The following is a 21,434-nucleotide window of genomic DNA, read 5'->3' on the forward strand; positions in this document are numbered from 1 at the left end:
ATGCCCAGCAGACTAAGGGACAACATAGACAGTCGTTACTTCGAAGCGGCCAATGCGCTGAGGGGTAAAAAATCGCGACGCAGGATTGTGGCCTACGTTGAAAGTTACGATGATATCTATTTCTGGCGCACCGTTCTCAGCCGTTTCGAGAACAATAATCGCTATTTCGAGGTGATGCTGCCTTCGAAAGGAAACCTGACTCGTGGTAAGAAGTCGGTGCTCATGAACTTTGTGGGAGAACATGTTGGACCTGATATGATTGCCTGTGTTGATGCCGACTACGACTACCTGTTGCAAGGCGTCACAGAGCAATCGCGCAGAGTATTGGAAAGCCCTTATGTGTTTCACACCTATGTCTATGCCATCGAGAATTTCCAGTGTTATGTCCCTTCTTTGCATGATGTCTGTGTGGCAGTAACGCTCAACGACCACCGCATCTTCGACTTTCAAGAGTATTTCCGACTGTACAGCGAATCATGTTTCCCCCTGTTTGTATGGTCGGTTTGGGCATACCGCACAGGACATCACGGCCGGTTCTCGCTCACCGATTTTAATCGCGTTACTGATCCTGGCGGTTTCACCATACAAGCCCCAGAGGCATCCATCAACCATCTACGCCGCAAGGTGAGAACCAAGATAAACGAGTTGCAGCATCAGTTTCCCGACAATAAAGAAGCGTATCTGAAAACCAAATCAGATATCCTTTCGCTGGGTGTCACCCCTCAGACCACCTATCTCTATATGCAAGGGCATCATCTCTTTGATACTGTTGTAGCACCCATCCTGACGAAAATCTGTAACCAGTTGCGACAAGAACGTCAGAACGAGATTTATTTCGCTCAGGCACATCGCACCCAGAAACAAAACGAGATGTCGTGCTATGAGAATTCATTGCAGGACATTAAGGTGATGTTGAAAAAGAATACAGGTTACCTACAGTCGGAGCGTTTCTTGCAGTTACAGAAAGACGTGGAACAATACCTGAATACCTGCACTAATTCTCCTTCCAGAACGAACGAGTAAAGAGTACCAACACCGTAATAATCTCGAGACGGCCTACCAACATCAAAAACGAGCAGAGCCACTTGATGCCATCAGACAAGTCTGCCCACGACATCTGTGGTCCGATGTTGGTATCGAGACCTGCTCCCACATTACTGATAAGGCTTAATGAGATGGTGGCAGCATTCGTGATATCGACACCTGAGACTACCATAATAATCGTGGTGATAAACAAGGTGAGAACATAGATGGTGAAGAAGGCCAGCAAAGTCACCAGTCGTCCCTGCGGAATGCTCTGTCCGCTCATCTTCACAGGCAGCACAGCATTAGGATGAAGGATATGACGGAACTCATTACGCAGCACCTTCAGTAGCATCAGTACGCGAATACTCTTGAAACCACCAGTGGTAGAACCAGCACAGGCTCCCATAAACATCAGAACGCCCAGAATAGCCCAGGTGATGTGGGGCCAGGTACCTGCATCCATATTGCTGAGACCAGTGGTAGTAATGAATGATACCACCTGGAACAAAGCCGAACGGAAGGCCAGTTCGAAGTCATAGTCCATGCGAGTAAGCAGCAAATACATAATCCACACGGTAGCCAGTGCAATGGTGATAATATATATCTTGAACTCAGAATTACGGAACAGCAAACTATACTTGAACTTAAAGATGCTCATATAGAGCAACGTAAAGTTGATACCTGCCAGGAACTGAAACAGAATGGCCAGATATTCGATAAGCGGTGAGGCGAGGAAGATGGTACCATTGTGAATGGAGAAACCACCCGTGGCTGTTGTCGACATAGAATAGTTGGTGGCTTCAAACCACTCCATTCCTGCCAACCAGAACGACAAACCGCAGGCAATGGTCAGCAGCATATAGATGCTCCATATCCATTTGGCTGTTGTCGACAAACGAGGATGCATCTTAGAGCGCATCGGTCCGGTGGCCTCTGCAGCAAACACCTTCACACTTCCGCCTACCAACTGCGGCAGCAGGGCTACGGTAAAGAACACGATTCCCAAACCGCCTATCCACTGCATCAGCGAGCGCCAGAACAGCAGACCGTGGGGCAGCGACTCTACATCATCGATGACAGTAGCGCCTGTCGTGGTGAAACCCGACATTGTCTCAAAGTAGGCATCGGTAATGCTGGAAACAGATCCATGAATCAGGAAGGGGAACATGCCAAAAAACGAGAATATCACCCAAGAAGCCGCCACCACCACATAGGCATCGCGACGACTCAATGAGTTCTTGGCTTCATGTCCGAAGAACAAGAAGATAAAGGCACCACCGAAGGTCAGCAGGGTCGAAACAATAAAAGCCATCACGTCATCCTCATGGAACGAGAAAGCCATTGCCAGACACACTCCCATGAAGAACGACTCGATGAAGAGCAGCGACCCGATAATCTTCGATATGATGCGGAAGTTTACCATAAGAAGGATTTCTTGAAGTATTTCTCAGCTTCCTCCAGATGATGCTTATGACAGAACACCATCACAGAGTCGCCTGCCAGTATCTGGGTGTTACCATTAACCAGGATACCCTTACCGTCACGAACCAGTCCACCAATGGTAATGCCGAAGCGAAGTCCTAAGTCCTTCACGGGTTTCTTCGTCACCTTCGAGCCCTCGGCAGCCACAAACTCCGCCACATCAGCATCCACCATCATCAGCGAACGTAGGTTGCGCACATCAGCCTTCAGCATCATCTGGAAGATATGACTGGCAGCCACCGTCTTTTTATTGATAACAGTACCAATGTCCAGACTGTCGGCCATAGGCACATAATCCAGGTTCTCTACCATAGCCACCGTCTTGCGGACTCCCAGCTTCTTGGCTGTCAGACAAGCCAGAATATTGGTTTCAGCATTACCTGTCAGAGCTACGAAAGCCTGTGTGTGTTTGATGCCTTCCTCATTAAGCAGGCCCAAGTCACGTCCATCACCATGAATCACCATCGCATCCGTCTCGGTGAGCAACTGGTTCAGGCGCTCACAGCGGTCGGCATTGATCTCTATAATCTTGGTGTTCATATAATCGGGCATCGTCAGCGCAGCTCTTACTGCCGTCTTTCCGCCACCCATGATAATAACGTTGTGCACATCCTCATAGTGTTCTTTGCCCACAATCTTGCGGATATATGGAATATATTCGCTGGTAGTCATGAAATAGGCCAAGTCGTGAAGATACAACTCGTCCATACCACCAGGGATGATGGTTTCCCTGCCACGTTTGATGGCAACGACTATATAGGGATCCTCAGGACCGCAGAGGTCTTTCAGTGGCTGGTTCAGAATCTCGCAGCCTTCGCGCAGCTTGATACCTAACAGCACAAGGGCTCCATCATGCACATCCCAACGCTGACGAACCCACGACAGCTTCAATCCATTGATGATATCAGTTGCTGCCAGCACCTCGGGATAAACCAGCGAGTCGATGCCCAGATCGTGGAAGAAGGGCAGGTTCTGGGGCGACAGATACTCGTAGTTGTCAATGCGTGCTACAGTTTTCTTTGCTCCCAACGCATGAGCTAGCGTACAGGCTGTGATGTTACGACTCTCGTAACGGGTCACACCAACAAACAGGTCGGCGCTGCCCACACCTGCGTCCTTCAACGCTTTAATGCTGGTAGGCGACGCATTGAGAGCCATGATGTCGTAGTTGGAGTCTATGCCCGCCAACCGTTCCTCGTCATCATCAATCAACACACAGTCGTGATGCTCTGTCGACAGTAGTTTTGACAAGTGTTTTCCTACGGCTCCTGCGCCCGCAATCACAATCTTCATTTCAGTATCTCCTTTTTAATGGTTTCGTCGTCCATACCTACAATCTGTCGCAACTCGTCAATAGTGCCATGCTCCACAAAGTTGTCAGGCAGACCTATGCGTGTGATGGTTGGCTGATAGCCGTGATCGTTCATCCACTCCATGACAGCACTACCCATACCACCATTGCGCACACCATCCTCGATGGTGATGATACGTTTAAACTTACGACCTACCTCATGGAGGACATTCTCGTCAAGGGGTTTCAGGAAGCGCATGTCATAATGGGCAATGCTGGGTGTGCTTGTAGGACTCGTTGTATTATAAATATCAGTAATGATGTTCTCAACGTCATTGCCAATAGGACCAATAGTCAACACAGCCACATCATCGCCATCACGCAACTTACGAGACGTTCCGACCTCTATCTCTTCCAGCGGACAACGCCAGTCAACCAGCACGCCACGACCTCGAGGATAGCGAATCACGAAAGGACCTTTACCATCCAACTGGGCCGTATACATCATTCGACGCAACTCATGCTCATTCATTGGCGAGGCAATGGTCAGATTAGGAACACACCGCAGAGCAGCCATATCGAAGGCGCCATGATGCGTAGGACCATCCTCACCCACCAGTCCAGCACGGTCGAAACACAGAACTACAGGAAGTTTCAGGATAGCCACATCATGGATGATATTATCGTAGGCTCGCTGTGCAAATGCGCTATAGATATTACAGAAAGGTATCAGTCCGTCCTTTGCCATACCTGCAGAGAACGTCACGGCATGACCCTCAGCAATACCCACATCAAACATTCTGTTAGGCAACTCCTTCATGGGAATGTTCATCGAACAACCCGTAGGCATGGCTGGCGTGACGCCAACTATCTTTTCATTCTCACGGGCCAGTTCAAGTAGCGTCTCTCCAAACACATCCTGATACTTCGGAGGCATATCCTTCGTATCACCCTGAATCAGTTCACCAGTATCCGGATCAAACTTTCCTGGCGCATGCCAAACAGGCTGATAGTTTTCGGCAGGGGCATAACCATGACCCTTCTTCGTGTGCAGATGCAGCAGCTTCGGGCCTTTCATGTCCTTTAGCTGTTTCAGAATACGCACCAGTTCCTTGACGTCATGTCCGTCAAAGGGACCGAAGTAGCGGATATTCATGCCCTCAAAAATATTCTGCTGTTGGGCAATAGCGCTCTTCACGGCATTGGTCAGTCTGATGATACCTTTCTTACGGTTATCCGTCAGCAGTCCCTGCTCTGCCAGCCATTTCGCAGCTCTGTAGCGCAGAGAATTATAGGTACTATTTGTGCTCAGTCCCAGCAGATAGTCCTTCATGCCACCCACAGAGCGGTCAATGCTCATGTCGTTATCATTCAGGACAATCAGCAGGTCGTTAGGCGTACTCGACACATTATTCAGACCCTCGAATGCCAGTCCACCGCTCATGGCACCATCGCCAATCACAGCAACCACCTTAGGTGGCCTGAGCGTAGAATCCTGGTATTTCAGGTTGGCAGCAACAGCCATTCCCAATGCGGCAGAGATACTGTTTGAGGCGTGACCACAGATAAAAGAGTCATACTCACTCTCCTGTGGTGTGGGGAAAGGACGAATACCACCCAGTTTGCGGTTGGTAGAGAACTGATCCCTGCGTCCTGTCAATATCTTATGGCCATAAGCCTGGTGTCCCACATCCCATACAATCCTGTCATTAGGCGTATTGAACACATAATGTAGCGCCACCGTCAGCTCCACCACACCCAGACTTGAAGCCAGGTGTCCTGGGTTCTCAGCAAGTTCCTCTACGATGTCCTGTCGTAGTTCAGAACATAGTTTCGGCAGCAGTTCCGGCTTCATCTGTCGCAGTTGCTCCGGCGTGTCAATGCTGTTTAATATCTTAAAATTTTTATGTTCCACGATTTAAGAATAATCATTTATGGCGACAAAGTTACAAATAATCGTTCATATTTCAAAAAGAAAAGCCGTTTTATTTTGGCTATTACATAATTATTTCATAAATTTGCAGGCAAATCGTAACCTTGAATTAATTGAAGTATGAGATATATCGTCCTAAAAGGGGACCAAGGCGCCAGACGCCTATCGTTTTATCTTGCTATGGAAGAATATGTAGCCCGTCATATCGATGAGGACGACTTATTCTTCATGTGGCAGGTACGCCCAACGGTCATCTTCGGACGTAACCAGTCTCTGGAAAACGAGGTGAACGTGGACTATTGTCGTGCCAACGAGATTGAGATGTACAGGCGCAAAAGCGGTGGTGGCTGCGTCTATGCAGATATGGGCAACGTCATGTTATCCTACATCTCTAAGGAAGAGAATGTTGGTCTCACTTTCAATCGCTTTATCAATATGCTCCTGCTGGTGTTGCGCCGAATGGGCATCGAAGCAACTGGGACCAGTCATAATGATGTGATGATTGGCGACAGAAAAGTCTGTGGCACAGCATTTTACCACATACCAGGACGCAGCATCGTACATAGCACCATGCTCTACGACACGAATATGGATCACATGCTCAACGCCATCACCCCCAGTCAGGAGAAACTTCAGTCGAAGGGCATCAAGAGTGTGCGTCAGCGTATTACCTTCCTGAAAGACCACACATCGCTGAGCCTCAACGAGATAAAGAGTATTGTGAGGACGACCCTTTGTGAAGGCGAACTAATTCTGTCACAGGCCGATATCGAAGGCATAGAGCAGCTGGAGCAGACCTATTTACGCAAAGAATTCATTAACAGAATACAATAAACATATTGACTACTATGGATAATTACCAACAACTGAACCAACAAAACAAAAGAACCTGTCTCTACGACAAACACGTGGCACTACAAGCCCTGATATCTCCTTTCGGAGGCTTTGAGATGCCTATCCAGTATGCTGGCATTGCCCCTGAGCATCAGGCTGTTCGCGAACATGTGGGAGTGTTCGATGTCAGTCACATGGGTGAGGTAACAGCCAAAGGCAAGGATGCCGAACGCTACGTGCAGCATATCTTTACGAATGACATCGCTGACGCTCCCATTGGCAAGATTCTTTATGGCATGATGTGCTACGAGAACGGTGGAACCGTCGATGACCTGCTCGTCTATAAGTTTGGCGAGAACGACTTCTTCCTCGTCATCAACGCTGCCAATATCGACAAAGACTGGGCGTGGATGCAGGAACAGGCCAAAGGTTTCGACATCGACCTTCAGAACCGTAGCGAATTCTATGGTCAGATAGCTGTTCAGGGACCAGAAAGTGAACATATCGTAGAAACCGTCTTAGGACTGGAATGCAAGGAACTGACATTCTATACCTTCAAGACTATCGGCGACGTTATTATCAGTCGTACTGGCTACACAGGAGAAGACGGCTTTGAGATCTATGCAGACCACGACTATATTCGCACTTGCTGGGATAAGCTGATGGCTGCAGGCATTCAGCCCTGTGGACTGGGGTGCCGCGACACCCTGCGCTTCGAGGTGGGTCTGCCGCTTTATGGCGATGAGCTCTCTGAGGAGATCACCCCTATCATGGCTGGACTGGGTATGTTTGTGAAACTCGACAAGGCTGAGTTTATCGGCAAAGAGGCGTTGGCCAAACAGAAGGCCGAGGGTCCTGCCAAGAAACTCATTGGCATCGAGCTTGCAGACAAGGCCATCCCTCGTCACGGCTATACAGTATTGAATATGTCAGGCGAACCTATCGGCGAAGTAACTACCGGCTATCATGCGCTATCGACAGACAAAAGCGTATGCATGGCACTTGTCGATGCCCAATATGCCAAGTTGGATACTGAATTGCAAATCCAAATCCGCAAGAAGGTATTCCCTGGCAAGGTTGTCAAGAAGCAGTTCTACAACAAGAGCTATAAAAGGTAAAAAAAGAAAACGATAATAGTAAAACTAAAAACTATAAAGTATTATGGCTAAAGTAATTGAAGGACTCTACTACTCAGAGTCACACGAATTTGTAAGAGTAGAAGGTAATTATGGCTTTATTGGTATCACCGACTATGCCCAAAACGCACTAGGCAATGTGGTCTATGTCGATATGCCAGAGGTGGATGACGAAGTAACTGCTGGCGAGGAGTTTGGCGCTGTGGAAAGTGTCAAGGCTGCCAGCGATCTCTTTGCACCAGTTAGCGGTACTGTGGTTGAGATTAACGAAGCTCTTGAGGACCAGCCCGAGCTCATCAACCAAGATGCTTTCGAGAACTGGATCATCAAGGTTGAACTCAGCGACAAGTCCGAGCTCGACGCCCTCATGGATGTTGCTGCCTATGAAGCTTTCTGCGCCAAATAGTCAAATAGTGAAATTGTGAAATAGTCAAATAGTAAAATGTATAAGTATTTCCCGCATACAGATAATGATCTGAAGGCGATGTTAAAAAGAGTGGGCGTTGATTCCATGGACGCCCTCTACGCTCAGATTCCTGAGAGCATCCGCTTCCGGGGCGACTATAAGATTCCCTCAGAGATGAGTGAGATGGAGGTGCGCCAGCTCTTCGAAAAGCTCGGGTCTCTGAACAAACAGCTCACCTGCTTTGCAGGCATGGGAGTCTATGACCACTATACGCCTGCCGTCATACCACAACTGCTACAGCGTTCAGAGTTTCTGACCTCATACACCCCGTATCAGGCCGAGATTTCGCAAGGCACGCTACATTATATCTTTGAGTACCAGTCGATGATGGCAGAACTGACAGGCATGGATGTCTCTAATGCCTCGATGTACGACGGCACCACTGCTGCCGCTGAGGCCATGATGATGGCTGTAACTGCCAGCAAGAAGGCCCGTCGTGTACTCATCTCTGGTACGATGAACCCGCTGACTGTCAAGGTGATGACACATTATGCCCATCATCAGGGTATCGACCTCTATGCCTTGCCTATCAAAGATGGTGTGACTGACATGGAAGACCTCAAAGCCGAGTTGGCTAAGGGTGATGTTGCTGGTTTGATGGTGCAACAACCTAATGTCTTTGGCATTGTGGAAGACTATACAGGCTTTGCTGATGCTTGTCACGAACAGAAGGCCCTCTTCATGATGAACTGTGTGGCTGCCGACCTCGCTGTGCTGAAGACGCCAGGCGAATGGGGAGCCGACATTGCTGTAGGCGATGGTCAATCGCTGGGCATCCCTATGCAGTTTGGCGGTCCTTATGTGGGCTATATGTGCTGTACAGAGAAGCTGATTCGTAAGATGCCAGGCCGCATTGTAGGCATGACCAAAGACAACCGCGACCAGCGTGCCTTCGTGCTTACCTTGCAGGCTCGCGAACAGCATATCCGTCGTCAGAAAGCCACCTCGAATATCTGTTCAAATCAGTCACTCATGGCACTTTGGGTTACGGTTTATCTGTCGCTGATGGGTAAGCAAGGCATGAAGGAGGCGACACAGTTCTCCTATGCTGGTGCCCACTATCTCTACGACGAGCTTAAGAAGACGGGCCGCTTTAAGTTGGTGTATGAACAGCCGTTCTTCAATGAGTTCTACGTGAATTACGACGGTGATGTCGAGACGCTCTACCAGCGAATCATCGAAGCAGGCTTCCTGGTTGTCAGGATGGAGGAAGGACTCTTGATTGCTGTCACAGAGAAGCGTACGAAAGAAGAAATTGACAACTTCGTAAAGATTGCTGCCCTATGAACAACCGACTTTATGGAAATCTGATCTTTGAGCTATCAAAGGAAGGCCGCAAAGGCTACAGTTTGCCCAAAAATTATTTTGGCGATTACGAGATTCCCGCTTCTATGAAACGTGATGAGGAGGCACAGTTGCCAGAATGCGACGAACTGACGGTGGTGCGCCACTATACGAACCTCTCTAATAATAACTTTGGTGTAGATACGGGGTTCTATCCCTTGGGCTCCTGCACCATGAAATACAACCCCAAGATTAACGAGGAGATGGCCGCCCTGCCACAGTTCCAGAACCTGCATCCTCTGCAGCCTGCAGAAACAGCGAAGGGTGCGTTGGCCATGGAAACGCTGTTGGAGCAGTCGCTCTGCGAACTCACAGGCCTGGCCCATTTCACGTTTAAGCCCTACGCTGGTGCTCATGGTGAGCTGACGGGTCTGATGACTATCGACAATTATCACCAGTCACGCAACGACTTTGCACGCAAGAAGGTCATCGTGCCCGATTCGGCTCATGGCACCAACCCTGCCTCTGCTGCCGTCTGCGGTATGGAGATTATCGAGGTGAAGTCTGGCCCAGACGGCCAAGTCGATCTAGAAGATCTAGAACGTCTAGTCTCTCTTGAAGGTCCCAATATTGCCGCCATGATGATGACCAACCCTAATACATTGGGCCTGTTCGAGACGCGCATCCCTGAGATTGCCAAGCTGATTCATCAGGCTGGCGGCTTAATGTACTACGATGGTGCCAATCTGAACCCGATGCTTGGTGCCTGTCGTCCTGGCGACATGGGGTTCGACGTGATGCACATCAACCTGCACAAGACGTTCTCTACGCCTCATGGCGGTGGAGGTCCTGGTGCTGGTCCTGTGGGTGTTCGTGAGGGTTTGCAGGAGTGCTTCCCCTTCGTATCGCCCTATCATGGCAACTTTGGCGTGATGATGCGTGCCTATGCCTATATCCTTTCTTTGGGTCGTGAGCATATTAAAGAGGTGGGACCGCTGGCTGTTCTCAACGCCAACTATATCAAGGAGTCGTTGAAGGATGTCTACGAGCTGCCTATCGAAGGCCTGTGCTGTCATGAGTTCGTGTTCGACGGCTTGAAGGATAAGAGTACTGGGGTCACCACGATGGATGTTGCCAAGCGCCTGCTCGACTACGGCTATCATGCACCTACCATTTACTTCCCCTTGCTCTTCCACGAGTCCTTGATGATTGAGCCTACTGAGAACGAAAGCAAGGAGACGCTCGATGGCTTTATAGCCGTGATGCGCCAGATAGCTGAGGAGGCCAACACCAATCCTGATATGGTGAAATCAGCACCCCACACCACACCAATAGGACGTGTGGACGATGTGCTGGCTGCAAAACATCCTGTGGTGACGTTCCGTCAAATGAGTAATGAGTAATGAGTAATTATGATTACCACTGACTTAATTATAATGGGCGCAGGCCCAGGAGGTTATCGCGCTGCGGAATACGCTGCCAAACAAGGACTGAAGGTCGTTATCTTCGAAGGTACTGAGGTGGGTGGCACTTGTCTGAATGTGGGGTGCATCCCCACGAAAGCCTATGTGCACAGCTCCACCTTCGCTGAGGCCCGTCAACGAAAGTCCGAGGTAATCTTGCAACTGCGTGCTGGGGTCGAGGGCATCCTCTCCCACCCCAATATCACCTTGGTGAAAGAGAACGCCTCGTTTATTGATGCCCACACCGTTAGGTGTTCTGTTAGCGGCGATAGTATCGCCGCAAAGAACATCATCATCGCCACTGGCTCCGAAACCAAGTGGCTGCCTATCAAGGGATTGGACGATTCTCGCGTGGTGGACTCTACAGGTCTCTTGAATCTCGACGCCCTTCCCAAGCGCCTCGCCATTATCGGCGCTGGTGTCATTGGCATGGAGTTCGCCTGCGTGTTCCATCGCTTTGGCTCTGAGGTGACGGTGATAGAGTATCTGAAAGAGTGCCTACCCGCTTTGGACAGCGATATTGCCAAGCGTCTGCGAAAAACGTTGGAGAAGCAGGGCATCACCTTTAAGATGAAGACGGCTGTGGAGAATATTGCCGATATCGATGCCGACGTTATCCTGATGGCTACAGGCCGCAAGCCTCGTACTGAGGGCCTCAACCTCGAAGCACTTGACATCACGCTTACGCCTCAAGGTGCCATTCCCGTTGACGATAACTTCCTGGTATCCTCCAATCACCCGTCACCCTTCACCACTCACCTTTATGCCATCGGCGATGTCAATGGCAAGCAGATGCTGGCCCATGCAGCCGAGATGCAGGCCATCCGCGCTGTGAACCATATTTTAGGAAAGACGGATGCTATTCGTTTCGACATCATGCCTGCTGCCATCTTCACCACACCCGAGGCCGCCTGCGTGGGACCTACGGAGGACCAGCTGAAGGAACAGGGCATCGCCTACGAGTGTCGCAAGGCCTTCTATCGGGCTAATGGTAAGGCCCTGACCATGAACGAGACAGAGGGAATGCTAAAGCTATTCTCAGAACCCGATGCTGGGCGCATTCTGGGTTGTCATGCCTTTGGTGCCCATAGTGCCGACATGGTGCAGGAGGTCAGCGTGCTGATGTGTCGTGATACCACCATCGCCCAGTTGCGCGATATGGTGCATATCCATCCTACGCTCTCAGAGATACTGAAAAATGCCGCAGATAATTAGTCTGCGGCATTTTTCTTATCGTTAGTATTTCCTTTTTATACCAGATGGCTGATGAGCTCCTCGCGATCGCCAGGCAGCATGTCGATAACAGGAATCTCAATCATCGTATAGCAACCAGGCTGCTGATACATTGAAGCACGAGCCACATTGACCAGCACCTGACCAGTCAGAGCAGGGTTGTTGATGCTCATATTGAACTCCAGACGCTGGTTCTGGGTCTTTCCTGATACGCCTTTGCGAACGAGGTTTACACCATGACCCATATCACGCACATCGTCAACGCTCTCTACCTGGAACACGTGGGTCTCGTCGCTGGCGAAATAGGGGTCGGCTTTGATGGCGGCAGTCACATCCTCCAGCTTGGCACCATCCTCCAGCTCTACATATACCATGCGGCGATGGATGCCCTCACCCAAGGGGATGGTCATCGACAGAGCATTCTTCACGCCAGCCTTTGAACGTACACAGACGCTGTGGCCCATCGACATACCAGGACCGAAGTTGGTGTAGCTCAGGCCCTTAGGAGCCAGGCTCTGCATCAGGGTACGGACGATAGAGTCAGAACCTGGGTCCCAACCAGCAGCAATCACACTCACCGTATTGGTCTTCTTGTTCAGCTCCATCAGCGTACGACGGTAGTCACGAATCAGTCCGTGGATATCGAAGGAGTCGACGGTATTGATACCCAGAGGCAGAATCTGCTTAGCATATTCCTCGCACGAACGGGTCGGAGTGGCCAGGATAGCCACATCGACATCCTTCAGTTCCTTGATGTCTTTCACCACCTCATACTGTGCCAGCTCAGCAGGCTTGTTCTCAGCGCCATTACGACGAACGATACCTGCCACCTCAAAATCGGGTGCTGCCTCCAGCGCCTCCAGTGCATACTTTCCAATGTTGCCGTAGCCCACCACGGCTGCTCTAATCTTTTTCATTTCTTTATTGTGAATTTATTGTCCCATTAACATTTGCGGTTGCAAAAGTACTGCTTTTATGTGAATATTCTTGCCATTTGACGTATAAATAATCTAAAAAGCGCCATTTTGTGACAATTCGCAACTTTTCACCCCCTCAATACAATAAATTGTCATGATTCAGCGTTTTTATAGGTGTATATATACAAAATTGAAAGTTATGATAGAATACATCAAGGGCGAACTTACCGAGTTGACTCCCGCTTTGGCCACCATCGAAGCTGGCGGCGTGGGTTATGGTCTCAATATCTCACTCAACACCTATAGCGCCTGTCAGGGCAAGAAAGAGGTGAAGCTCTACGTCTATGAAGCCATTCGCGAGGATGCCCACGTGCTCTTCGGCTTCTATAATAAAAAGGAACGCGAGATGTTCCTGCTGCTCATCACCGTCAGCGGCGTGGGTGCCAACACGGCCCGCATGATGCTCTCTGGCATGAGTGTCTCTGAGCTCTGCTCTGCCATCTCTACTGGCAACGCCCGTCTTATTCAGGGCATCAAGGGCATTGGCAAGATGACGGCCCAGCGCATCATCGTCGACCTGCGCGACAAGATTGTGGCCCTGGGTATTGCCGACGAGATTCCTGCTGGAGGTACCGTCTCTGCACCCATCAACAATGCTGTGCGCGACGAGGCTGTGGCCGCCCTCACCATGCTGGGTTTTGCCCCTGCCCCCACCCAGAAGGTCGTCGTCCAGATTCTTCAAGACCAGCCCACTCTGCCTGTAGAGCAAGTCGTTAAGTTGGCATTAAAGCAGATAAAGTAAAGACGCATCATTATCTCGCTAGTTAGGAAAAATTATTTCTCTAGTTGGGAAAATAATTTTCTCTAGTTGGGAAAATATTTTTTTCTAGTTAGGGAGCAAGATCTTATTATCTTTCTTTAGCATTGGCAGGGGTGATGTTGAATGTATAAAAAAATAAAGAAGAACCATCAATTAATGTCATAAGAATTTGGTGGTTCTATTTTTTATACCCAGATGCATGGCACAGAAACGATGGATCGCCTCAAGCAGGGTGAAGGCAACAAACGTGCCCGCTGGGGATGGTTCTCGCTGGTTATCTCGCCCAGCATGTTTACCTAAAGATGGTAGAAATCGTTTGGTAGCAATCATTATTTACCTCAAAATGGTAGCCATGATTGTTTAGCTCATAAAAAGATAGGCCCTTTACGCAAAGGGCCTATCTTTATGTAGGTATGATGCCCGTATCTTTCACTGAAAGGAGGCATCTGAATAAATCGTAGATTACAGCAGGTTGTTACGCTCAATATCCTTGAAGTAACGATAGGTGCCAACCTTCAGCTCCTCGCAGGCAGCATCATCGGCAACGATAATACCATGCTGGTGCATCTGCAGAGCAGAGATGGTCCACATGTGGTTGACAGAGCCCTCTACAGCAGCCTGCAGGGCGCGGCACTTAGCGTGACCATTAACCAGAATCATCACTTCCTTTGCAGCCATCACGGTACCTACACCTACGGTGAGTGCGGTTTTAGGCACCTTGTTGATGTCGTTGTCAAAGAAACGGCTGTTGGCAATGATCGTGTCAGTGGTCAGGGTCTTCTGACGTGTGCGACTGCTCAGGCTTGAGCCCGGCTCGTTGAAGGCGATGTGACCATCAGGGCCAATACCTCCCAGGAAGAGGTCGATACCACCAAACTTTTCAATCTCCTTCTCATAGGCAGCACACTCGGCAGCGAGGTCGGGAGCATTGCCGTTGAGAATATGGATATTCTCTTTGGGGCAATCGATGTGATTGAACAGGTTGGTGAACATGAACGAGTGGTAGCTCTCAGGATGCTCTACGGGCAGTGCCACGTATTCGTCCATATTGAAGGTTACAACGTTCTTGAACGACACCTTACCCTCCTGATAAGCCTTCACCAGGGCACGATACATGCCGATGGGTGATGAGCCAGTGGGGAGACCCAGCACGAAAGGCTTCTCAGCTGTTGGCTTGGCAGCGTTAATCTTTGCTACAACATAATTTGCTGCCCACTGTGACATCAAATCATAATTCGGTTCGATAATTACTCTCATAATGTGTTTGTTTTTATTGATAAAAAGATATTATTTGAATATTTTTCTTATGGTTCCGTCCTGTTTTCTGATGACGTAGACACCCTTCTGTGGCTCAGCAGCGAGGCGGCGACCGTTGAGGTCATAGATCTGGTGACAGGTGAAGGGTGAAGAGTGAAGAGTGAAGGGATGAGTTGTGATGCCATCGACCACTACTGGTGCTCCTCCCATGAAGTCGAAGGAGATGAGTCCCTCGTCAGTCATCTTGATATTGGTGATGGGCTTATTAAACAGCGGATTGCCAGTCAAACCAGGATAGAACATGACAGCCGCTGGCACCGAGGTATCTGTCAGACTGTCGTTTAGCACGCCACCTGTTGAATCGTCAATCCAAGGATAGGGTGATGTACTCAGAAGACGTCTGTTCATCTTCTGAGAATGCTCATAAGACCCTAAGCCCGCCTGCGTCAAATAGTCGTCCCAGGCGTCATAGTCCATATTGTCGGCATGCACTAGTTCGAAGCGACGCTTGGTGGCGTCGTTGTTCACCTTATTGTTCTTCCAAACCGAAGCCGAATAGTTTACATGATAAATGACGAGTCCTTTTCCTGGTGCACCAGCATCCCATCCTCTCTGCTGACGGTTTTCGAGCAACAGCCATTCATCGTCAGAGTGCTTGATGATATAGGCATTGCCGCCTTCTTCTACAGGTTTCAATCCCTCAATAGTCAACGAATCCTCTGTCAGTTCTACAGGCGTGAGCCATCCCATCAGCATCTTCTCAAGAGCTGTATAGTTAACGGGACACCAGCCGTAGTTGGTAAAATTACCACCATCCATCAAGTCCCATTCATCGCAAACAGAATAACCTGCAGAACTATTTGTCGGATAGATATCAGGCAGTCCCAGACTGTGGGAGAACTCATGACAAATGGTAGAAAATCCACAAGAGCGTGGTGTCTTTGTGGGCCACAGTTCAGCACAGGCAGAATAGTTCGAAATCTTCAAGCCGTCGGGTGTTGTAATGGTAGAGATAGAACTCGTGTTAGGCCATAAAAAACCATTGGTATTGAAATAGGGGCTGCTGGCATTGCCAGAGAAACTTGCGCACACAAAAATCACCTGATTGATGTAGCCGTTGCCGTTCCAGTCGTAGACGCTATAGTCCAGTGTGGGATTCTCCAGCAGCACTTTGTTGGCAGCCTCATACAACGCATTGTCAGCGTAGTTCTTGGTGGACGATGTAGGATTCTCATAGGGCTGAGCCTTCTGACTCACCTTGACAGGTCCAAACACGTCGAACTGAAGATTCAGCATACCATTTGACTGCGAGCGGAAATAGTCAGCCGCACAGCCAGGGCCGTTGCCTTCGTTATAGCCCGGCTCGTTCAGAATCTTCTCAAAGAAAGCCTTCGGATTCTCGCAACTGAATACAGAGTCGACATAGTTAACCAGAATCACCATCTGACGATAGGTCTTTTCCGGATTCCAATTGGTATTGATGGCAGGCAGTTTCTGTCTGACAGCCCCTACCCTATTACCAACAGCAGGCACATCGTCAGAGATGTCTGGCAAACAGTTACCACGTATTACCTCGAACTCCTGCTGAGCAAAAGCAGCTACTGGCAGAAAAGCTAACAGGAAAAGAAGTCTTTTTACTTTCCGCATGGTGTCCAGGGTTTCAGCGTCTTGAAGAAATCATTGCCCTTATCGTCCACAAGAATAAATGCGGGGAAGTCCTCGACTTCAATCTTCCAGATGGCCTCCATACCCAGCTCAGGATATTCCACACATTCGATGCTCTTGATTGAGCTCTGCGAGAGGACAGCAGCCACACCACCGATGGTTCCGAGGTAGAAACCACCATGCTTCTTACAAGCCTCGGTAACAACATCTGAACGATTACCCTTGGCAATCATCACGAGCGATGCGCCATTAGCCTGGAACTCATCTACGTATGGGTCCATACGGTTAGCTGTGGTCGGGCCCATCGAACCACAAGGATAGCCCTCTGGCGTCTTAGCTGGTCCAGCATACAGCACTGGGTACTTCTTGAAGTACTCAGGCATACCTTCACCGGCATCCAGACGAGCCTTCAGCTTAGCGTGAGCGATATCACGGGCCACGATGATGGTACCCTTCAGGTTCACACGTGTGCTTACAGGATACTTAGAGAGCTCAGCACGTACAGCATCGATACCCTCGTTCAGGTCGATCTCGATACCCTTGCCGCCCTCACCTGGCTTGCGCAGCTCCTCAGGGATAAGCTCTGTTGGGTTGCTGTCCATCTTCTCCAGCCAGATACCATCTGCATTGATCTTAGCCTTGATGTTACGGTCGGCCGAGCAGCTAACACCCATACCGATAGGACAGCTTGCACCATGACGTGGCAGACGGATCACACGGATGTCGTGAGCCAGATACTTACCACCGAACTGTGCACCCAGTCCGATCTTCTGAGCCTCCTTAATCAGCTTCTGCTCCAGGTCGATATCACGGAAAGCACGACCGGTCTCGTCACCAGTTGTTGGCAGACCGTCGTAGAACTTGATCGAAGCCAGCTTCACTGTCAGCAGGTTCTTCTCAGCTGATGTACCACCGATAACGAATGCGATGTGGTATGGAGGACATGCAGCTGTACCCAAACTCTTCATTTTCTCTACCAAGAATGGGATGAGTGTACCCTCGTTCTGGATAGTAGCCTTTGTCATTGGGTAGAAATAGGTCTTGTTAGCAGAGCCACCACCCTTAGCTACCATCACAAACTTATACTCAGCACCCTCTGTTGCCTCGATGTCAATCTGTGCAGGCAGGTTGCAACGGGTGTTCACCTCGTCGTACATGTTCAGAGGAGCATTCTGCGAGTAGCGCAGGTTGTCCTGAGTAAAGGTGTTGAACACACCCAGGCTCAGAGCTTCTTCATCCTCGAAACCTGTCCATATCTGCTGTCCCTTCTCACCGTGGATGATAGCAGTACCAGTGTCCTGACAGAAAGGCAGGATACCCTTGCAAGCCACCTCTGCATTGCGCAGGAACTGCAGGGCTACATACTTATCATTCTCACTGGCCTCTGGGTCGGTGAGGATCTTAGCCACCTGGAGGTTATGCTCTCTGCGCAGCATAAACTCCACATCGTGGAAAGCCTGCTGGGCCAAGAGAGTCAGGGCCTCTTTCGAGACCTTTACGATTTGCTTACCTTCAAACTCGGCGGTAGTAATGCCTTCCTTCGAAAGCAGTCTATACTCCGTCTTATCCTCGCCCACCTGAAACATGGGGGCATACTTGAACTGTACTGGTGTTGCCATAGCTATGTAATATTTGTTTTACTGGGCACAAAAGTACAACAAAAAAACGAGACTCGCAAACATTGAGTCCCGTTTTTTTTATCGCGACATAACTTTCAGCCTTAGTAGCCGAAGATTTCATCGGTGGTGAGGCGCTTCACAGGACCATATTCCTGTAGGGCAGCCATATCGAGGTCGGCCTCATCGCCCAGGATGATATAGCGATAAGGCTTCTTTGCCATCTGCTGCTGTTCAAAAGCCACCACATCCTTCAGGGTGATGTCAGGCAGGGCGTTGTAGATGCGTTCGTTGACGTCATAGTCAATGCCACGCTGCTTGGCCCAGAGCCATGCACTAATGAGTCCGAACTTCGTGGTGCGCTGACTTGCCAATCGCTTGGTAATCGACTCCTTTGCAATCTTGAATGCCTCCTCACTCTGAGGAATGCTGTCGAGGATAGCATGGAACTGTCGCACGCAGTCCATCATCTTATCGTTCTGGGTGATGATATGCGTGAAATAATACTCGCTCTCGTCCTGATAGTCGGGCTGACGATACAGGGCATAGGCATTATAGGCCAGTCCGCGAGCCTCACGCAGCTCCTGGAACACGATGGTATTCATGCCGCCGCCATAGTACTCGTTAAACACAGCTTGGATAGGATCTTCGTCGTGGTTCCACTGACGCAGCTCGTTGTGATACATGCGCATATAGATGTTCTTAGCGTCGTAAGGTGCCAGCCATATCTCGTTCTGAGGTGTCTCCTGCAGGGCATAGTGCTGTGCCTCCTCAGGCTTCTTTAACTCGGAAATCTTCGAGAGATGCGATTCGAGACATTCGGCCAGTTTGTTCTCTGCCGTAGGACCGTAATACAATACGGTGTGCTCAAACTGGCTGAGGTTCTTCAGCAGGTCGAGCAGTTCCTGCGGGTCGGTCTCTGCCAATTGCTGTGCTGTGAGTGCATGACGATAGGGGTTGTAGGGGCCGTAGATGCTATAGTAATAGAGGTACTGGAAGTTGGCCTGCTGGTCGAACTTATTATCCATACGTCCCTTCTCGCGAATGGCGATATACTGCTGATAGGCATCGTTATCCACCTTAGCATGCTGCATCACATGCTCGAGCAGAGCCAGCGCCTGAGGCATGTTCTCGTCAAGACCACTGAGGCTGACGGTGATGCTGCGATCACCCACGCTGATGTTATAGTTGCATGCTAACTTATAGAACTGCTGCTTCAGCTGCTCGGCAGTAAGCGAGTCGGTACCGAGATACTCCAGATACTCTGCGGCATTATCGTAGCGCACATCGTTCTCCTGTCCCAGATCATAGCGGAAAGCCAGTGTGAAGCGTCCGTTCTCCTTGTTCTGCACATAGACATAAGGCAACTGAGGTTTGAACTCTCCAAAGGTCAGATCGTTCTTGAAGTCCACGAAGCGCGGCTGTATGGGCTTCACCTCCGTGTTCTGAATCTCCTTCACAAAGTCACTCACCATATCGCGGTTGGTGGGGATAGCCGTAATCTCAGGCTTGTCTATCTTCTTCTGAGTGGAGTCAACGCCCTGACGCTTATACACAGCCACGTAGTTCTCTCCAAAGTGCTTATTGGCAAAGTCCACAATCTGCTGTTTGGTCATACCCTCCACACGCTCCAGCGATTTCACCTCCTGCTCCCATGATGCGCCGTTGATAAAGGCCTGCACAAACATATTGGCACGAGCGCGGTTGCTCTCTAGTGCGTTGTAATAGCGCAACTTCAGGTTGTTGATGACAGAAGGCAGCAGGTCGTCAGAGAACTCGCCCTTCCTCAGCTTGCTTATCTCCCGCTGCAGCAAGTCGCGCACCTCGTCAAGTGTCTGTCCGTCCTTTGGTGTGCCTGCCAGGATAAAGGTAGAATAGTCCATACCCGTCTGAACGCCGCCCCATGATTCGAGCATCTTCATCTGCTGGTTGATATCGAGGTCAAGCAGACCTGCAGTACCATTGCTCAGCATGCTCTCTATCACCTGCAGGGTGTCTATTTGCAGCGAAGAGGCGCCGTTGAAGCGATAGCCCATCCAGATGGTCTCAGCCTCTAATCCTATCACGGTAGTGTCGACCACTTGCGTCAGGGGCGCCTGCTCTGGGAACTCAGGCTGCGACACATCGTCGCCAGGCTGCCACTGTCCGAAATGCTTGTCGATGATGGCGATGACCTCATCAGGATCGAAGTCGCCAGCCATACAGATAGCCACATTGTTGGGCACGTACCATTTCTTGAAATAGTTCTTGATATTGGTAATCGAAGGGTTCTTCAGATGCTCCTGTGTACCAATAGTGGTCTGCGTACCGTAGGGGTGCGTTGGATAGAGCTTGGCCAGCAGGGCATTAAACAACTTGTCTACATCATCCGACAGATGGATGTTATACTCCTCGTAAACGGCCTCCAGCTCGGTGTGGAATCCGCGGATGGTCATATTCATGAAGCGGTCGGCCTGGATCTTGGCCCAATTGTCTATCTCGTTCGAGGGAATGTCCTCCACATAGCAGGTCACATCGTTCGACGTATAGGCATTCGAGCCCTCCGAGCCGATGATAGCCATCAGCTTGTCGTACTCATTGGGAATATTGTATTGGGCAGCCAGCTGACTCACAGAGTCAATCTCGTGGTACGCCTGTCTGCGGGCCTCGGGGTCTGTCAGCTGACGATAGGCTTCATAGCGTTGCTCTATCTCATCGAGCAAAGGTGCTTCAGCCTCTACGTTGCTAGCTCCGAAGTGCGTGGTGCCCTTAAACATCAGGTGCTCCAGATAGTGTGCCAGACCCGTTGTCTCTGCGGGGTCATTCTTCGAACCTGTGCGCACTGCGATAAAGGTCTGTATGCGCGGTTCTTCGTTGTTCACACTCAGATAGACCTTCAGTCCGTTGTCCAACGTGTAGATGCGTGTCTGTGACATATCGCCATCCACCGTCTCATACTTGTACTTCGAACAGGAGCACATAAGCACTCCTGTCAAAGCAATTCCCAAAAGAAGTTTCAGTTTCATTATTCG

General features: G+C 49.9%; 16 protein-coding genes. 8 read left to right on the plus strand and 8 right to left on the minus strand.

Annotated elements, in window-relative coordinates:
- A complete protein-coding gene (locus Q0R57_RS00685) occupies positions 1-1,023 on the plus strand; it encodes a DUF4435 domain-containing protein (RefSeq protein ID WP_294742861.1) in 1,023 nt (340 codons plus the stop codon).
- On the opposite strand, the gene Q0R57_RS00690 is transcribed toward Q0R57_RS00685, so the two are convergent.
- Genes Q0R57_RS00690 through dxs form a run of 3 tightly spaced genes read right to left on the minus strand, consistent with a single transcriptional unit; the run spans position 995 to position 5,714 of the window.
- Positions 995-2,449 carry a TrkH family potassium uptake protein gene (locus Q0R57_RS00690; RefSeq protein WP_294742863.1) on the minus strand — a complete coding sequence of 485 codons (1,455 nt, stop codon included), beginning with the start codon at positions 2,447-2,449 and terminating at the stop codon, positions 995-997. The genes Q0R57_RS00685 and Q0R57_RS00690 overlap by 29 nt on opposite strands.
- On the minus strand, positions 2,443-3,801 hold the full coding sequence (trkA, locus tag Q0R57_RS00695; protein ID WP_294742865.1) for a Trk system potassium transporter TrkA: 1,359 nt from the start codon (positions 3,799-3,801) through the stop codon (positions 2,443-2,445). The genes Q0R57_RS00690 and trkA overlap by 7 nt, the downstream gene beginning before the upstream one ends.
- Positions 3,798-5,714 (minus strand): 1-deoxy-D-xylulose-5-phosphate synthase, encoded by a 1,917-nt coding sequence (gene dxs, locus Q0R57_RS00700; protein ID WP_294742867.1) that lies wholly within the window; start codon positions 5,712-5,714, stop codon positions 3,798-3,800. Before dxs ends, trkA begins: the two co-directional genes overlap by 4 nt.
- Positions 5,715-5,912: 198 nt before the next feature.
- On the opposite strand from dxs, the gene Q0R57_RS00705 reads away from it, so the two are divergent.
- The 6 genes from Q0R57_RS00705 to Q0R57_RS00730 are packed head-to-tail and all read left to right on the plus strand — an operon-like array spanning position 5,913 to position 12,130.
- Positions 5,913-6,566, plus strand: a complete 654-nt coding sequence (locus tag Q0R57_RS00705; protein WP_294742869.1) for a lipoate--protein ligase family protein — start codon at positions 5,913-5,915, stop codon at positions 6,564-6,566.
- A gap of 14 nt (positions 6,567-6,580) precedes the next feature.
- Positions 6,581-7,684 (plus strand): glycine cleavage system aminomethyltransferase GcvT, encoded by a 1,104-nt coding sequence (gene gcvT, locus Q0R57_RS00710; RefSeq protein WP_294742870.1) that lies wholly within the window; start codon positions 6,581-6,583, stop codon positions 7,682-7,684.
- A 43-nt stretch (positions 7,685-7,727) separates the two neighbouring features.
- On the plus strand, positions 7,728-8,108 hold the full coding sequence (gcvH, locus tag Q0R57_RS00715; protein WP_294742872.1) for a glycine cleavage system protein GcvH: 381 nt from the start codon (positions 7,728-7,730) through the stop codon (positions 8,106-8,108).
- Between the two features lie 36 nt (positions 8,109-8,144).
- Entirely contained in the window at positions 8,145-9,455 is a 1,311-nt protein-coding gene (gene gcvPA / locus Q0R57_RS00720) for an aminomethyl-transferring glycine dehydrogenase subunit GcvPA (protein WP_294742874.1), read from the plus strand.
- Positions 9,452-10,855, plus strand: a complete 1,404-nt coding sequence (gene gcvPB, locus Q0R57_RS00725; RefSeq protein ID WP_294742877.1) for an aminomethyl-transferring glycine dehydrogenase subunit GcvPB — start codon at positions 9,452-9,454, stop codon at positions 10,853-10,855. Before gcvPA ends, gcvPB begins: the two co-directional genes overlap by 4 nt.
- Positions 10,856-10,864: 9 nt before the next feature.
- Positions 10,865-12,130, plus strand: a complete 1,266-nt coding sequence (locus Q0R57_RS00730; protein WP_294742879.1) for an NAD(P)/FAD-dependent oxidoreductase — start codon at positions 10,865-10,867, stop codon at positions 12,128-12,130.
- A gap of 35 nt (positions 12,131-12,165) precedes the next feature.
- Here the strand turns inward: Q0R57_RS00730 and Q0R57_RS00735 are convergent, their stop codons facing one another.
- The gene (locus tag Q0R57_RS00735) at positions 12,166-13,065 is read right to left on the minus strand and encodes a diaminopimelate dehydrogenase (RefSeq protein WP_294742881.1); all 900 of its coding nucleotides are present in this window, start codon (positions 13,063-13,065) and stop codon (positions 12,166-12,168) included.
- A gap of 199 nt (positions 13,066-13,264) precedes the next feature.
- Here Q0R57_RS00735 and ruvA point away from each other — a divergent pair, with 199 nt between their 5' ends.
- Positions 13,265-13,867, plus strand: a complete 603-nt coding sequence (ruvA, locus tag Q0R57_RS00740) for a Holliday junction branch migration protein RuvA (protein WP_294742883.1) — start codon at positions 13,265-13,267, stop codon at positions 13,865-13,867.
- 480 nt (positions 13,868-14,347) lie between these two features.
- On the opposite strand, the gene nagB is transcribed toward ruvA, so the two are convergent.
- From nagB to Q0R57_RS00760, 4 genes are all read right to left on the minus strand, one after another.
- Positions 14,348-15,142, minus strand: a complete 795-nt coding sequence (gene nagB, locus Q0R57_RS00745; RefSeq protein WP_294742885.1) for a glucosamine-6-phosphate deaminase — start codon at positions 15,140-15,142, stop codon at positions 14,348-14,350.
- 30 nt (positions 15,143-15,172) lie between these two features.
- A complete protein-coding gene (locus tag Q0R57_RS00750; protein WP_294742887.1) occupies positions 15,173-16,789 on the minus strand; it encodes a M6 family metalloprotease domain-containing protein in 1,617 nt (538 codons plus the stop codon).
- On the minus strand, positions 16,777-18,426 hold the full coding sequence (locus Q0R57_RS00755; RefSeq protein WP_294742891.1) for a fumarate hydratase: 1,650 nt from the start codon (positions 18,424-18,426) through the stop codon (positions 16,777-16,779). The genes Q0R57_RS00750 and Q0R57_RS00755 overlap by 13 nt, the downstream gene beginning before the upstream one ends.
- A gap of 101 nt (positions 18,427-18,527) precedes the next feature.
- Positions 18,528-21,428 carry a M16 family metallopeptidase gene (locus tag Q0R57_RS00760; RefSeq protein WP_294742894.1) on the minus strand — a complete coding sequence of 967 codons (2,901 nt, stop codon included), beginning with the start codon at positions 21,426-21,428 and terminating at the stop codon, positions 18,528-18,530.
- Positions 21,429-21,434: the final 6 nt, after the last annotated feature.

The organism is uncultured Prevotella sp. (genome assembly GCF_946407605.1).
Classification (GTDB): Bacteria; Bacteroidota; Bacteroidia; order Bacteroidales; family Bacteroidaceae; genus Prevotella.